Raw genomic sequence first — 15,076 nt, 5'->3', positions numbered from 1 at the left:
CCATGAGCCTTTCCCTTCGCGACCAGTTGCTCAAAGCAGGTCTGGTCAACCAAAAGCAGGCCAAGCAGGTCGGCAAAGAGAAACAGAAGCAGCAGCGCTTGGTCCACAAAGGCCAGATTGAGGCGGATGACACCCAGGCCCGCCTGGCGGCCGAAGCACACGCCGAGAAGGTCAAGCGCGACCAGGAGCTGAACCGTCAGCAGCAGGAAAAAGCCGAGGCCAAGGCCCGCACCGCCCAGGTCAAGCAGTTGATCGAAACCTCGCGCCTGCCCAAGCTGACCACCGAGGACTACTACAACTTCGTGGATGACAAGAAGGTCAAGCGCCTGTCGGTCAATACCTTGATGCGCAACAAGCTGAGCAACGGCTCCCTGGCTATCGTGCATCACGGCGGCAGCTACGAGGTGATCCCGCGCGAAGCGGCGCTGAAGATCCAGGAGCGCGCACCGGAGCGTATCGTGCAGCTCAATATCCTGACGGAAAGCCAAGTGCCGGACGAGGATGATCCGTACGCGGCCTACCAGATCCCGGATGATCTGATGTGGTAAGGCTGTAGAAACAACAAACCCCGCTCAACAGGCGGGGTTTTTATTTGTAGGAGCGAGCTTGCTCGCGAAAAACGTCAACGATAACGCGTGTAGCCTGAATGAGCGCGGTGCCTATGAGTTTTTCGCGAGCAAGCTCGCTCCTACAGTATGGGGTTAACGACTTTCTGACTGGCGTCTCATCTCAAGGGCTTCGAGCTCGTTTTTATAATTATGAGCGTCGCTCTCGTTGTGAAACATGCCGACCAACAGGTCTTGTTGGTGTACATCCCAGATGTGAATCCCATGGCCCAGTGCTTCGTGGGACATATGTTCGTCGTCGCGTTCAGTTACTTTTACAGTCATCTGCTTGCTCCAATCTCTGGTGAGTCTGCGGCAAGTCGTCGCAGGCCTTTGTTATATGATTTGTTAGCTTGCTAAGTAAACCGACTTTTCGCGCAACAATTCATTGCAGCAAATGCAACAGTCCTGCAGGCCGCGTAAACCGCGACATTGCGCCGCAGGGTGCTGAGTTTTATGACAAAAGTTTCATGTTCGCGTCAGGGGCAGCTCAATCGACAGGCGAAAAAAAGCCCCGCATTCGCGAGGCTCTTTGTTCCAGCTACCGGTCAGCTACCTTTGACAGCCTTACCGTCAACAGTGCCGTCCTGCAGCATGATGTTGTATTCCTTGCCATCGGTTTCCACCTGACGCAAGGCAACCAGGATGCCGCCCTGGTCCTTGGCAAACCACATCTGGGTGATGCGCTTGCTCTGAGTCGGGTCACGCACGCGCTCGACCTTGATCGCGTCGATGGAGCCGACCTTGGTCTGGACCTTTTCCGGGCCGATCACGCGGAAGTCGTAGGTGTCGACGTCGGTGCCTTCCACCACGTTGTAGCTCATACTCTTCTTGCCAGCCGCCACGTCGCGCTGCAGGGCCAACTGGTAGGTCGACTTGTCGAGCATGCCGCTTTGCAGGGGCACGTTGACCGCGTCCTTGTTTTCAAAGCCGGTGACTTTCTTGGCGGTCTGGTCGAAGTCCAGGTTGATCTTCTTCGCCTTGCCCAGGCCGCCGCGTTCGAAGGTGTAGCTCTTCGGTTGCAGGGTGTCCTTGTCGAATTGGATCACGCTGGTTTCGGTGAGGCTGGCGATCATCATGGAGGCCTTGAAATTCAAGGTCCAGGTGCCGTCGCCATTCTTGGCCAGGCTGCGTTCAGCCGAACCACTCATGGGCAACTGTTTCCAGTCGGCGGTGTAGCTTACGGAGAAAGGGTGAAGGTCTGCTGCTTGCACGGCTGGCAAGGCGAACAGCGCAAAAGCGAAGAGCAAGGCGCGACGCATAAAATCTCCTAGGTTCGAATCAAGTGGCCGCTGGCCGCAAGTAACTGACCGTCCAATAATGCACCCTGGTCACCAAGAATCAACCGCCCCTCGGCAAACCAGCGAACTGCCAGCGGGTAAATCCTGTGTTCCTGGGTGTGAACCCGTTGCGCAAGCGTCTGCGCCGAGTCGTCAGACTCTACCGGAACCACTGCCTGTACGACCAGAGGCCCGCCATCGAGTTCCTCGGTGACAAAGTGCACGCTGCAGCCGTGCTCGCTGTCGCCGGCATCGAGCGCGCGCTGGTGCGTGTGCATGCCTTTGTATTTGGGCAGCAGGGAAGGGTGGATATTGAGCAGGCGCCCTTCGTAATGTCGCACGAAATCAGCGCTGAGGATGCGCATGAAGCCGGCGAGTATCACGAGTTTGGGATTGAAGGCGTCGATCAGTTCGATCAAGGCGCTGTCGAAGGCCTCGCGACCTTCGAAAGCCTTGTGATCCAGCGAGCGGGTGTCGATACCCGCGTCCCTGGCGCGTTGCAGGCCGTAGGCGTCGCTGCGGTTGGAGATCACCGCAGCAATGCGCACCGGGCTGTCGCCGGTGCGCGTGCTGTCGATCAAGGCCTGCAAGTTACTGCCGGTGCCGGAAAGCAGCACCACGACATCACAGGTCTGAGACATTAATGAGCCTTGAGGTTCTTCAGTTCAACCTGAGCTGCGCCTTCGGCGGCAGTGGCGATCTGACCGATGACCCAAGGCTGCTCGCCAGCTTCACGCAGCACGTTCAGCGCGGTTTCAACGTGCTCTTGTGCCACGCAGATGACCATGCCCACGCCGCAGTTCAGCACGCGGTGCATCTCGGTTTCGTCGACGTTGCCTTTCTCTTGCAGCCAGTCGAATACTGCCGGACGCTGCCAGCTGGCCACGTCGACGATCGCCTGGGCGCCTTTTGGCAGGACGCGCGGGATGTTGTCCAGCAGGCCGCCGCCGGTGATGTGGGCCATGGCCTTGACTGCGCCAGTGTCCTTGATCAGCTTGAGCAGTGGCTTGACGTAGATGCGGGTCGGGGCCATCAGCAGGTCGGTCAGCGGTTTGCCGTCGAGTTGGGTGTTCTCGATCTCGGCGCCGGACACTTCGATGATCTTGCGGATCAGCGAGTAACCGTTGGAGTGCGGGCCGGAAGAAGGCAGGGCCAGCAGGGCGTCACCGGCGGCAACCTTGGAGCCGTCGATGATCTCGGCTTTTTCCACCACGCCGACGCAGAAGCCGGCCAGGTCGTAGTCTTCGCCTTCGTACATGCCTGGCATTTCAGCGGTTTCGCCGCCGACCAGGGAGCAACCCGACAGTTCGCAGCCAGCGCCGATACCGGTGACCACTTGTGCAGCGGTGTCCACGTTCAGCTTGCCGGTGGCGTAGTAGTCCAGGAAGAACAGCGGCTCGGCGCCGCACACCACCAGGTCGTTGACGCACATGGCAACCAGGTCGATGCCGATGGTGTCGTGCTTGTTCAGGTTCAGTGCCAGGCGCAGCTTGGTGCCCACGCCGTCGGTGCCGGAAACCAGTACAGGCTGCTTGTAGCCGGCCGGGATTTCGCAGAGGGCGCCAAAACCGCCCAGGCCGCCCATGACTTCGGGGCGCGCAGTGCGCTTGGCGACGCTCTTGATGCGTTCGACCAATGCTTCACCGGCGTCGATGTCTACACCGGCGTCCTTGTAGCTCAGGGAGGGTTGCTTGCTCATGATCCAGGCCTTTAGGGGGGATTCAGGGGTAACGACCGAGCGGGCGGGGGCTTTTATAAAGGCCACGCCGTTGACGGTCTGCGAAGGCGCGCGATTTTATCAGGCTTGAGGGGCAGCGGCCATCCTCGGGCCGACGGGCAGGGGCATATGGCGTTAAAAAAATGCTAATCGAGTCTGCTTTGGTGCGTATTAAGGTATAGCCTTTACGGCGCTAGCGTTGTGACAGTACGAAAACTTACCAAGACCCTGTGAATGTTTTACCGGTCGCCGTGGTCACAGCCTTGGCAAACCGAGTTCACGCGGTCTGTTCCAGCCGCTAAATTTGTCGTTCGGGAATCTTCCATGCGTCTGTGTAAATTCTTCTTTGTAGGCTGCTTGTCGTTGGTCAGCCTGGCGAGTCATGCCGAAACCCTCAATGGCCTTTATCAAGTACTCGAGCCCGTCAGCAGCCAGTCGCCCCAGGAGCGCGACCAGGCGACCCAGCGTGCGGTGCAGACCCTGGTGATCCGCCTGACCGGCGACGCCAAGGCCGCCGACGGCCCGGGCCTGGCGGCCGTTCGTAAAGATCCGCAACAAATCATCAGCCAATATGGCTATGACGCCGGCCCGCCGGAAAGCCTGCAAGTGGATTTCGACCCGGTAAGCACTGATCGCGTCTTGCGTGAAGCCGGCTTGTCGATCTGGGGCAGCAATCGGCCGTCGATCCTCGGCTGGTGGCTGAACGACTCCACCGAAGGCAGCAGCCTGGTGGGTGATGGCCAGACCGTCGCCCAGGCGCTGCGCCGTGCCGCGCAACACCGAGGCTTGCCGCTGCGCCTGCCCCTGGGCGACCTGGATGAGCAGGTGGTCGCCACCGCGCCGAACCTGGAAAGTGCTGACGCCACACCGTTGCGCGCCGCCTCCGAGCGTTACGGCGCCGACGCTTTGCTGGCCGTGCATGCGCGCCAGGAAGGCAGCCAATGGCAAGCCAAATGGCGCCTGTGGCTGGGCGACAAAAGCGAGCAGGGCACTGCGCAAGGCGCCGACACTGGCGCCGTGGCGGATGCGGTGATGCTGGCAGTCAGTCAGAAGCTCGCGCCACGGTTTGCGGTCAAGCCTGGTGTGAGCACCGAGCAATTGCTGGAGGTGCAAGGCATGACCCTTGAGCGTTATGCCACCCTGGGTCATTTGCTCGAACCTTTTGGTGGTCAACCACAGCTCGTGGACGGCAATCGCATTGTGTACCGCGTCAATGGCAGTGCCGATCAGTTGCGCACGCAGTTGAGCCTGGCCAAGTTGCAGGAAATCCCTGCCGGTGAAGTGCCGTTCCAACAACCAGTGACGGATAACACTCAACCTGCAGTTGCCCCAGAGCCTCAGGCGCAGCTGCGTTTTCGTTGGTAACAGTTTTCTTCTATATATAGATGGAGTGGTTTATGGCGGATACGCGTCGTTGGGTGTGGCTTGGCGGGATTGTCCTGCTGTGCGTTTTTGTGTTCCTGCTGCATTCGATCCTGACGCCGTTCCTGGTCGCGTTGCTGCTGGCCTACCTGTTCGATCCGGTGGTGGATCGCCTGGAAAAAGCCGGCTTGTCGCGAACCTGGGGCGTGGTGGCAGTGTTCGCCCTGTTTACCTTGATCATCACGGCGTTGGTGTTGGTGTTGGTGCCGATGCTGGCCAAGCAACTGTTTCGCCTGTATGAGCTGGCGCCGCAGATGCTCGATTGGTTGCAGCACACGGCGATGCCGTGGGCCCAGGCCAAGTTGGGGTTGTCGGATGGTTTCTGGAAGTTCGACAAGGTCAAGGCGGCGATCAGCGAGCATATGGGGCAGACCACCGATATCGTCGGTGTGGTCCTCAGTCAGGCGACGGCGTCCAGCCTGGCGTTGATCGGCTGGCTGACCAACCTGGTGCTGATCCCGGTGGTAGCGTTCTATCTGCTGCGCGATTGGGACATCATGATGGCCAAGATTCGCAGCCTGCTGCCGCGTAATCGCGAAGAGCGCATCGTGTCTCTGGCCGAGGAGTGTCATGAAGTGCTTGGCGCCTTTGTGCGCGGCCAATTGCTGGTGATGCTGGCCCTGGGAATCATCTACGCCGCTGGCTTGATGGCCATCGGCCTGGAGCTGGGCCTGTTGATCGGCCTGATCGCCGGTCTCGCCGCCATCGTGCCGTATATGGGCTTTGTGATCGGTATCGGCGCGGCGTTGGTGGCGGGGCTGTTCCAGTTTGGCGGCGACCTGTACCCAATGCTGGGGATCGTGGCGGTGTTCATGGTTGGCCAGGCCTTGGAAGGCATGGTGCTGACGCCGTTGCTGGTGGGTGATCGGATCGGCTTGCACCCGGTGGCGGTGATCTTTGCGATCCTGGCGGGCGGTGAGTTGTTTGGTTTTACGGGCATCCTGCTGGCGCTGCCGGTGGCGGCGGTGATCATGGTGCTGGTGCGCCATGTACACGATTTGTATAAGGATTCGGATGTGTACACGGGGGTTGAAGACCCCGATCTGTAATCGCTCTGCCACAAACCCGGCCCAGGCCGGGTTTGTGGTTTCTGGAGCCGGGGCGTCAAACAATCTGCGTAAATCCAACAAGTTAACGCAAACCTTTGATTTTGCTTGGGGTCTGTTGCATTGTGCGCCCGGCGTCACGGGTATAAACTTTGCAAACTTTACACAGAGGCCACTAACGGTTCGTTTGGAGCCGTTCAGTCAGCATGAAACCGATTCAGCTGCCCTTGGGTGTGCGTCTGCGTGACGACGCCACCTTTATCAACTACTACCCAGGCGCCAATGCCGCTGCACTCGGCTATGTCGAGCGGCTCTGCGAAGCCGACGCCGGGTGGACCGAAAGCCTGATCTATCTGTGGGGCAAGCACGGCGTAGGGCGTACCCACCTGTTGCAGGCCGCGTGCCTGCGTTTCGAGCAGATGGGCGAACCGGCGGTTTACCTGCCCCTGGCTGAGTTGATGGATCGCGGTATCGGCATCTTCGACCATCTTGAACAGTACGAACTGGTGTGCCTCGATGATTTGCAGGCGATCGCTGGCAAGGCAGAGTGGGAAGAGGCGCTTTTTCACCTGTTCAATCGCTTGCGTGACAGCGGTCGGCGCCTGCTGATTGCCGCGTCCACCTCGCCGCGCGAGTTACCGATCAAGCTGGCCGACCTCAAGTCGCGAATGACCCTGGCGCTGATTTTCCAGATGCGCCCGCTGTCCGACGAAGACAAATTGCGTGCCTTGCAATTGCGTGCATCGCGTCGCGGCCTGCACCTCACCGACGAAGTGGGGCATTTTATTCTCACTCGCGGCACGCGCAGCATGAGCGCGTTGTTCGACCTGCTTGAACAGCTCGATCAGGCTTCCTTGCAGGCCCAACGCAAGCTGACGATTCCCTTCTTGAAAGAAACCTTGGGTTGGTAGTCAGCCCGCTGTTTTCGCGGCTTTCGGCAGATTCCAGGCGCCAGAAAACCTGCGTTTGAGCCGGTTTGGCTACGCAAAAGGCAGATATAGGGTGTTAAGGGCTTAGATGTCATAGTCCAAACAAGAAGTCACATAGATCACGATTGAATTTGCAAATCGATGTGATAGAGGGCATAGTCTCGTCTTCTTTACATATCAGCCACGGTCGTGCCCATGCTAAATCGCTTCGCACCCCTCGTGCCTCTCGCACTCGTTACCCTGTTGTTTGGTTGCGCCTCCCACCCTCAACAGGTGGCAGAACAGCAAAAACCACAGGTTCAAAATCAGGCAAAATTCGTTGCTGCACAGTCTGCTTCTGTTTATGAAGAAGAGCTGGCAACGGAAAAAGAACTGGCCAATTTCTCCGGTAGCAAGCCTTACCAGCTTCCTGTTCTGGCCGACAGCATTCTCGAACGCGGCATGTCCCTGATCGGTACCCGTTACCGTTTCGGCGGCACCTCTGAAGCCGGTTTCGACTGCAGCGGCTTCATCGGCTACCTGTTTCGCGAAGAAGCGGGTATGAACCTGCCTCGCTCCACCCGCGAAATGATCAACGTGGATGCACCGTTGGTCGCGCGCAACAACCTCAAGCCCGGTGATCTGCTTTTCTTCAGTACAGCGGGCCGCGGCCGTGTAAGCCATGCCGGTATCTACCTGGGCGATAACCAGTTTATCCACTCCAGCAGTCGTCGCAGTGGCGGTGTTCGGGTCGATAACCTGGGTGACAGTTACTGGAGCAAAACCTTCATCGAAGCCAAGCGCGCACTCGCCATGGCCCCGACGACGGTTACCGCTAGCAAGTAAACTTAAAGTGATACTTGAAGTTTGACGTGTAAGCGCTAGAATCCCTGGACATTGTTGTAATCCGTTCGCGCGAGCTTTGCTTGCGCGTTCTGGTTTTCAGCGTTCGGCAGCGAAAGCCGCATCCAGACCAGGATTGTTCTGCCCATGTCGACCTCGGCCCGCCTGATCCTTCTTCTTTGCGTCGCGCTGCTCAGCGCCTGCGCAAGTCGTCCACCGCCCGCGCCTGTAGTGGTTAAGCCCAAGCCGGTGTTCAACTATTCCACCCAGAATTTCTCGCCTGCGGCTGAAGATGTACTCTTCCGCGCGCTGGGCCTGGTCGGCACGCCTTATCGTTGGGGCGGCAACACACCGGACTCCGGGTTTGATTGCAGTGGCCTGATCGGTTTTGTCTTCCGCGACGCTGCTGGCATTTCCCTGCCGCGTACCACCCGTGAGCTGATCGTGATGCGCGCGCAGGATGTCAGCGAGCAGAACCTGCAGACCGGCGACTTGCTGTTCTTCGCCACGGGCGGCGGTTCACAGGTCAGCCACGCGGGGATCTACGTCGGCGAAGGCCGCTTTGTGCATGCACCGCAAACCGGCGGTACAGTGAAGTTGGACACCTTGTCCAAGGCGTATTGGCAGAATGCCTACCTGAGCGCCAAGCGCGTATTGCCGGGGAATCTGGCGCGGAATCCGTAAGAAGCAGCGGCAAGTTTCAAGCTTCAAGCTGCAAGGGGGGTGATGCCTGCCTGCAGCTATCTGCTTGAAGCTTGCAGCTCGCCCCCCAACCTACTACCCTTCGCCGCTTGTTCCAGGTGCTCTGTGACCCATGGGTCGACGGAGTGAAACAGGGAAGCCGGTGAGTGAGCGCACTTGTACACAGTGCCGCCGCGATTCCGGCGCTGCCCCCGCAACGGTAAATGAGTCAAGACGCTGCCTTTTGCCACTGTATCGCTCGCGATATGGGAAGGCGCAGCGTCGGTCTGCGCGTCTATAAAGCGCGCGCCACTCATGAGCCCGGAGACCGGCCTGCAACATCCAACAGCATCACGGTGGGCGATGCTTGGCTGTCTGTTTTTTTCTTTTTCCTGCCCGCCGTTTTTGTCCAGCCCCAACGGAGAGCTGCCATGACCGATTCCCCCGACCGCGACGAACGCCACCTGGCGCGCATGCTGCGCAAAAAAGCCGTGATCGATGAACGCATCGCCAATTCCCCGAACGAGTGCGGCCTGCTGCTGGTGCTGACCGGCAACGGCAAAGGCAAGAGCAGCTCTGCGTTTGGCATGTTGGCCCGGGCCATGGGTCACGGCATGCAGTGCGGTGTGGTGCAGTTCATCAAGGGGCGTAACAGTACCGGTGAAGAGTTGTTCTTCCGCCGTTTCCCCGAGCAAGTGCGCTTTCATGTCATGGGCGAAGGCTTCACCTGGGAAACCCAGGACCGCCAGCGCGACATCGCCGCCGCCGAAGCCGCCTGGGCGGTTTCCCGTGAGCTGCTGCAGGACCCGTCCATCGGCCTGGTCGTACTGGATGAGCTGAACATCGCCCTCAAGCACGGCTACCTCGACCTGGACCAAGTGCTCAGCGACCTGCAAGCCCGCCCGCCGATGCAACACGTGGTGGTCACCGGCCGTGGCGCCAAGCCTGAACTGATCGAAATGGGCGATACCGTCACCGAAATGGGCATGCTCAAGCACGCGTTCCAGGCCGGTATCAAGGCACAGAAGGGCGTCGAACTTTGAATCAGCCCCGTCATTGCCCGGCCGTCTTGATCGCCGCACCGGCGTCCGGCCAGGGCAAAACCACCGTCACCGCCGCACTGGCCCGTTTACATCGCAACCTGGGGCGCAAGGTGCGCGTGTTCAAATGCGGCCCGGATTTCCTCGACCCGATGATCCACGAGCGCGCCAGCGGTGCGCCGGTGTATCAATTGGACATGTGGATGGTGGGTGAGCAGGAAAGTCGCCGGTTGCTGTGGGAAGCGGCGGGGGAGGCGGACCTGATCCTGATCGAAGGCGTGATGGGCCTGTTCGACGGCACGCCATCCAGCGCCGACCTGGCGCGACACTTCGGCGTGCCCGTCTTGGGCGTGATTGACGGCACCGCCATGGCCCAGACCTTCGGCGCGTTGGCCCTGGGTCTGGCGCGTTATCAGCCAGACTTGCCGTTCGCCGGCGTGCTGGCCAACCGCGTCGGCACCCTGCGCCATGCGCAATTGCTTGAGGGCAGCCTCACCGAAGGCCTGCGCTGGTACGGCGCGTTGTCTCGCGAGACCGGTATCGAGCTGCCTAGCCGTCACCTGGGTTTGGTGCAGGCGAGCGAACTGAATGACCTCGATGTACGCCTGGATGCCGCCGCTCAAGCGCTGGGCAGCAGTTGTGAAGTCGCCTTGCCGCCGCCAGTGACCTTTGCTGCACCGGAAGTGATCGAAGCCAAGCCACTGCTCAACGGCGTGCGCATCGCCGTGGCCCGTGACGAAGCCTTCGCGTTCACCTACGGCGCCAGCCTTGACCTGTTGCGGGCAATGGGCGCTGAGCTGAAGTTTTTCTCGCCGATCCACGATCGCCAATTACCGGACGCCGACAGCCTCTACCTGCCCGGTGGTTACCCGGAACTGCACCACCAGGCGCTGTCGGAAAATACCCCGATGCTTGACGCCATCCGCGCTCATCATGCCGCCGGCAAACCGCTGCTCGCTGAATGCGGCGGCATGCTCTACCTGCTGGACTCGCTGACCGATGTCGACGGCACTCGTGCCGAACTGGTCGGCTTGCTGCAAGGCGATGCGGTAATGCAGAAGAAGCTCGCGGCCTTGGCGCTGCAAAATGTCGAATTGCCCGAAGGCACACTGCGCGGCCATACCTATCACCACTCGCTGACCACCACCGAATGGCAGCCGATTGCCCGTGGCCTGAGCCCGAATGGCGGGCGCGGTGCCGAGGCGGTTTATCGGCAGGGGCGGATGACGGCGTCCTACGTACACTTCTATTTCCCCTCGAATCCCCAGGCGGTGGCCGCATTGTTCGCGCCCGATCTTGTAGGAGCCGGCTTGCCGGCGATGAGGCCATGACCGACAACGCCTTTCCCGAGGCCGACCGTCAGGCCGTCTACCGCGCCATCGCCGAACGCCGCGACATGCGCCACTTCAGCGGCGGCACTGTCGCCCCCGAATTGCTCCACCGCCTGCTCCAGGCCGCGCACCAGGCACCCAGCGTCGGCCTGATGCAGCCCTGGCGTTTTATCCGCATCAGCGACCGCCAGCTGCGTGGGCAGATTCAACAGTTGGTGGAAGAAGAACGCGTACGCACCGCCGAAGCCTTGGGCGAGCGTTCCGACGAGTTCATGAAGCTCAAGGTCGAAGGCATTCACGACTGCGCCGAAGTGCTGGTGGCGGCGTTGATGGATGATCGCGAGCGGCATATTTTCGGCCGGCGCACCTTGCCGGAAATGGACATGGCGTCATTGTCCTGTGCTATCCAGAATCTGTGGCTCGCGGCTCGTGTCGAAGGGCTGGGCATGGGCTGGGTCTCGCTGTTCGAACCCCACGCCCTGGCCGATCTGCTGGGTTTACCGCCCGGTGCGAAACCCTTGGCGGTGCTGTGCCTGGGGCCGGTGGCCGAGTTTTACCCGGCACCGATGTTGCAACTCGAAGGCTGGACCGAGCCTCGGCCGCTGAGTGACATGTTGTATGAGAATGGGTGGGGAGTGAGTCAATGAGTGTGGCCTTGCTGTGTGTCGCTGCAGTCGCGCTGGATGCGCTGCTGGGCGAACCCAGGCGCTGGCATCCGCTGGTGGCGTTCGGCAATTTCGCAGGGCGCATCGAGCAACGTTTCAATACTGGTGGTCGCGGCTGGCGCAGCCATGGCGTGACTGCATGGTTTATCGCCGTGGTGCCGCTGACTCTGCTGGCCACGGCGTTATCCTGGGCACCTTACATCGGCTGGGTATTGGAGATCCTGGCGCTGTATTGCGCCCTTGGCATGCGCAGCCTCGGTGAGCATGTGATCCCGGTGGCCCAGGCCTTGCGCAGTGATGACCTGGAAGAAGCACGCAAGCGCGTGAGCTACCTGGTGAGCCGTCAGACCAGTGAACTGGACAGCACTGAAGTCGCCCGCGCCGCCACCGAGTCGGTGCTGGAGAACGGCAGCGATGCGGTCTTTGCTGCGATTTTCTGGTTCGTCGTCGCAGGCGTCCCGGGCGTGGTGCTTTACCGCCTGAGCAACACCCTCGACGCGATGTGGGGCTATCGCAACGAACGCTTCGAACGTTTCGGCTGGGCCGCGGCAAAGATCGACGACGTGCTCAACTACATTCCTGCGCGCCTAGTGGCGTTGACCTACGCCGTACTGGGCAAGACGCGCCTGGCGCTCAAATGCTGGCGCACCCAAGGCCCGACCTGGGACAGCCCCAACGCCGGTCCGGTCATGGCGGCCGGTGCTGGCGCCCTGGGCGTGGAGTTGGGCGGTGCCGCGATCTATCACGGCGAAGTGCATCAACGTCCGCAATTGGGCGAGGGCCCGGCGGCGGATGCCGATTCCATCGAACGGGGCTGGCAACTGGTGCAGCGCGGCGTATGGTTGTGGCTGCTGATCCTATGCGCGGGGGCGCAATTCTATGCTTGAGCACGGTGGCCGGCTGCGCAAGGCGGCGATTCAATACGGAATAGCCGAGGCCGATTGGCTTGACCTGTCCAGCGGCCTCGCGCCCTGGCCCTGGCCGATCCCCGAGATCCCCCTGCGGGCCTGGGCGCGCCTGCCGGAAACCGACGATGGCCTGGAGCAGGCCGCCAGCGAATACTACGGCGCTGCGCACCTGTTGCCAGTGCCCGGTTCCCAGGCGGCCATCCAGTTGCTGCCACGCCTGCGCCGCGCGGGCAAGGTCGGTGTGCTGTCGCCGTGTTATGCCGAGCACGCCGAAGCCTGGCGTCGTGCCGGATACGTGGTGCGCGAAGTGCAGGAGCAGGAAGTCGACTTCTTTCTCGATGGCCTCGACGTGCTGGTGGTGGTCAACCCCAACAATCCCACCGGCCTGAGCCTGACCCCGCAACGCTTGTTGGACTGGCATTCGCGGCTGGCCCAGCGCGGCGGCTGGCTGGTGGTCGACGAAGCGTTCATGGACGTCACCCCTCAACTGAGCCTGGCGGGCCAGGCCCACCAGGTGGGCCTGATCGTGTTGCGCTCGTTCGGCAAATTCTTCGGCCTGGCCGGGGTGCGGCTGGGCTTTGTGTTGGCCGAGCGCAAGCTGCTCAAGTTGCTGGCCGAACAGGTCGGCCCCTGGGCGGTCAGCGGACCGACGCGGGTGTTGGGCCAGGTGTGCTTGCGCGACACGGCCGGGCATGTGCGCCAGCGCACGCGTTGCATCGAGGCGGGCCAGCGGTTGTTCGCCTTGCTGGAGCGCCACGGCTTCCAACCCCAGGGCGGCTGCGCGTTGTTTCAATGGCTGATCACGCCCCACGCCGAACGCATGCACGAATTCATGGCCCAACGCGGCATTTTGCTGCGGCTGTTTGTCCACGACAGCAGCCTGCGCTTTGGGCTGCCCGACAGCGAGGCTGACTGGCTGCGCCTGGACCAAGCCCTGGTCGCCTATAAGGACGCCACATGAGTACGCTGATGGTGCAAGGCACCACCTCCGACGCCGGCAAAAGTACCTTGGTGACGGCGCTGTGCCGCTGGTTGGTCCGTCAGGGCGTGGCGGTGGCGCCGTTCAAGCCGCAGAACATGGCGCTCAACAGCGCCGTGACCGCCGAAGGCGGCGAGATCGGCCGCGCCCAGGCCGTGCAGGCCCAGGCCGCTCACCTGGCGCCGCACACCGACATGAATCCGGTGTTGCTCAAGCCCAACAGCGACACCGGCTCCCAAGTGATCATCCATGGTCGCGCCGTCACGAGCATGAACGCGGTGGCCTATCACGATTACAAAGCCATCGCGATGCAGGCGGTGCTGGCCTCCCACGCTCGCTTGAGCCAGGCCTACCCGGTGGTGATGGTGGAAGGCGCGGGTTCCCCGGCGGAGATCAACCTGCGCGCCAATGACATCGCCAACATGGGCTTCGCCGAAGCGGTGGATTGCCCGGTGTTGCTGATCGCCGATATCAATCGCGGCGGCGTGTTTGCCCATCTGGTCGGCACCCTGGAACTGCTGTCGCCCACGGAGCAGGCGCGGGTCAAAGGGTTCATCATCAATCGTTTTCGCGGTGACATTGCGCTGCTGCAGCCCGGCCTGGACTGGCTGGAAGCGCGCACCGGCAAGCCGGTGGTGGGCGTGTTGCCTTACGTGATGGACCTGCACCTGGAAGCCGAAGACGGTATTGATCAGCGCCAGATCGACAAGGCGGCACAGGTACTCAAGGTGCTGGTGCCGGTGTTGCCGCGCATCAGCAACCACACGGATTTCGACCCACTGCGCCTGCATCCCCAAGTGGATCTGCAATTTATTGGGCCTGGCCAGCCGATTCCAGCCGCCGACTTGATCATCCTCCCCGGCTCGAAAAGCGTGCGCAGCGACTTGGCCTATCTGCGCGCCAACGGCTGGGACACGGCCGTGGCGCGGCACTTGCGCTATGGCGGCAAGGTGCTGGGTATTTGCGGTGGCCTGCAGATGCTTGGCGAGCAGGTGCATGACCCGTTGGGCCTGGAAGGGGCTGCCGGTTCCAGCGATGGCCTGGGGTTGCTGGCATTCAGCACCACGCTGGAAGAAGAGAAGCAGTTGCGTAATGTGCGTGGGCGGTTGATGTTGGAGGATGCCGAGGTCAGCGGCTATGAGATTCATGCGGGTGTGACGTCCGGCGAAGCATTGCTTAACGCTGCTGTGTTGTTGGATGACGGTCGCACGGACGGTGCTCAAAGCGCTGATGGACAGATCCTTGGTACTTACCTGCACGGGTTGTTCGAAAATCCGGCGGCGTGTAGTGCCTTGCTGCGCTGGGCAGGTTTGCAGGATGTGCAATCTGTGGATTACCACGCTTTGCGTGAGCGCGATATCGAGCGCTTAGCGGATTTGGTGGAGAATCACTTGGATACCGATTTATTGCGCGAGCTGTGTGGGGTTTGACGGTGAGTACGCGGTCCCAATGTGGGAGCGGGCTTGCTCGCGAAGGCGGTGTGTCGGTGTACATATCCGTTGCTGCGGTAACTGCTGAATATGGTTCCGCTCTTACAGCGGGTCACTTTTGGAAAGACCGGAAGCCGGCCCAGCCAAAAGTAACCAAAAGGTCTTCGCCCCACCACTCGGCACCTCGCCTAGGCTCGGTGTGCCCTCACTCCGGCTTGAAT

At 61.2% G+C, this 15,076-nt stretch carries 16 protein-coding genes and 1 riboswitch; of the genes, 12 read left to right on the top strand and 4 right to left on the bottom strand.

All coding sequences use genetic code 11. The features are described from left to right. The first annotated feature begins 2 nt into the window (after positions 1-2). Entirely contained in the window at positions 3-548 is a 546-nt protein-coding gene (locus HX793_RS18235; RefSeq protein ID WP_016976511.1) for a DUF2058 domain-containing protein, read from the top strand. Between the two features lie 153 nt (positions 549-701). Here HX793_RS18235 and HX793_RS18230 read toward each other — a convergent pair whose 3' ends face one another. The 4 genes from HX793_RS18230 to purM all read right to left on the bottom strand — a co-directional run bounded on the left by HX793_RS18230 (position 702) and on the right by purM (position 3,584). Further along, positions 702-890 carry a hypothetical protein gene (locus HX793_RS18230; protein ID WP_016976512.1) on the bottom strand — a complete coding sequence of 63 codons (189 nt, stop codon included), beginning with the start codon at positions 888-890 and terminating at the stop codon, positions 702-704. Between the two features lie 263 nt (positions 891-1,153). Beyond that, entirely contained in the window at positions 1,154-1,867 is a 714-nt protein-coding gene (locus tag HX793_RS18225; RefSeq protein ID WP_033900686.1) for a DUF3108 domain-containing protein, read from the bottom strand. 8 nt (positions 1,868-1,875) lie between these two features. Continuing rightward, entirely contained in the window at positions 1,876-2,526 is a 651-nt protein-coding gene (purN, locus tag HX793_RS18220; RefSeq protein WP_016976514.1) for a phosphoribosylglycinamide formyltransferase, read from the bottom strand. Beyond that, a complete protein-coding gene (gene purM / locus HX793_RS18215) occupies positions 2,526-3,584 on the bottom strand; it encodes a phosphoribosylformylglycinamidine cyclo-ligase (protein ID WP_016976515.1) in 1,059 nt (352 codons plus the stop codon). Before purM ends, purN begins: the two co-directional genes overlap by 1 nt. A gap of 342 nt (positions 3,585-3,926) precedes the next feature. Between purM and HX793_RS18210 the strand changes: the two genes are divergently transcribed. The 11 genes from HX793_RS18210 (at position 3,927) to HX793_RS18160 (ending at position 14,855) form a co-directional block, all read left to right on the top strand. Beyond that, positions 3,927-4,967 carry a DUF2066 domain-containing protein gene (locus HX793_RS18210; protein ID WP_177052475.1) on the top strand — a complete coding sequence of 347 codons (1,041 nt, stop codon included), beginning with the start codon at positions 3,927-3,929 and terminating at the stop codon, positions 4,965-4,967. Positions 4,968-4,999: 32 nt separating this feature from the next. Continuing rightward, entirely contained in the window at positions 5,000-6,073 is a 1,074-nt protein-coding gene (locus tag HX793_RS18205; protein ID WP_038847700.1) for an AI-2E family transporter, read from the top strand. 203 nt (positions 6,074-6,276) lie between these two features. Next, a complete protein-coding gene (hda, locus tag HX793_RS18200; RefSeq protein ID WP_010208669.1) occupies positions 6,277-6,981 on the top strand; it encodes a DnaA regulatory inactivator Hda in 705 nt (234 codons plus the stop codon). Between the two features lie 213 nt (positions 6,982-7,194). Continuing rightward, positions 7,195-7,824, top strand: a complete 630-nt coding sequence (locus HX793_RS18195; protein ID WP_016976518.1) for a C40 family peptidase — start codon at positions 7,195-7,197, stop codon at positions 7,822-7,824. A gap of 144 nt (positions 7,825-7,968) precedes the next feature. Further along, entirely contained in the window at positions 7,969-8,505 is a 537-nt protein-coding gene (locus HX793_RS18190; protein WP_177052476.1) for a C40 family peptidase, read from the top strand. 97 nt (positions 8,506-8,602) lie between these two features. Beyond that, positions 8,603-8,853, top strand: a riboswitch (cobalamin riboswitch). 80 nt (positions 8,854-8,933) lie between these two features. Next, positions 8,934-9,545: a cob(I)yrinic acid a,c-diamide adenosyltransferase gene (cobO, locus tag HX793_RS18185; protein WP_010208674.1), complete on the top strand. Its 612-nt coding sequence runs from the start codon at positions 8,934-8,936 to the stop codon at positions 9,543-9,545. Further along, positions 9,542-10,873 (top strand): cobyrinic acid a,c-diamide synthase CobB, encoded by a 1,332-nt coding sequence (locus HX793_RS18180; protein WP_016976521.1) that lies wholly within the window; start codon positions 9,542-9,544, stop codon positions 10,871-10,873. The genes cobO and HX793_RS18180 overlap by 4 nt, the downstream gene beginning before the upstream one ends. Further along, a complete protein-coding gene (bluB, locus tag HX793_RS18175; protein WP_016976522.1) occupies positions 10,870-11,520 on the top strand; it encodes a 5,6-dimethylbenzimidazole synthase in 651 nt (216 codons plus the stop codon). Before HX793_RS18180 ends, bluB begins: the two co-directional genes overlap by 4 nt. Next, on the top strand, positions 11,517-12,425 hold the full coding sequence (gene cbiB / locus HX793_RS18170) for an adenosylcobinamide-phosphate synthase CbiB (protein WP_016976523.1): 909 nt from the start codon (positions 11,517-11,519) through the stop codon (positions 12,423-12,425). The genes bluB and cbiB overlap by 4 nt, the downstream gene beginning before the upstream one ends. Beyond that, positions 12,418-13,407: a threonine-phosphate decarboxylase CobD gene (gene cobD, locus HX793_RS18165; protein ID WP_177094456.1), complete on the top strand. Its 990-nt coding sequence runs from the start codon at positions 12,418-12,420 to the stop codon at positions 13,405-13,407. The genes cbiB and cobD overlap by 8 nt, the downstream gene beginning before the upstream one ends. Beyond that, positions 13,404-14,855, top strand: a complete 1,452-nt coding sequence (locus HX793_RS18160) for a cobyric acid synthase (protein ID WP_177052480.1) — start codon at positions 13,404-13,406, stop codon at positions 14,853-14,855. Before cobD ends, HX793_RS18160 begins: the two co-directional genes overlap by 4 nt. Positions 14,856-15,076: the final 221 nt, after the last annotated feature.

The sequence above is a fragment of the Pseudomonas reactans genome, assembly GCF_013387025.1.
In the GTDB taxonomy this organism is placed as follows: Bacteria; Pseudomonadota; Gammaproteobacteria; order Pseudomonadales; family Pseudomonadaceae; genus Aquipseudomonas; species Aquipseudomonas reactans.
The sequence above is the reverse complement of the archived record's forward strand: the minus strand, read 5'-3'. Positions and strand labels throughout refer to the sequence as shown.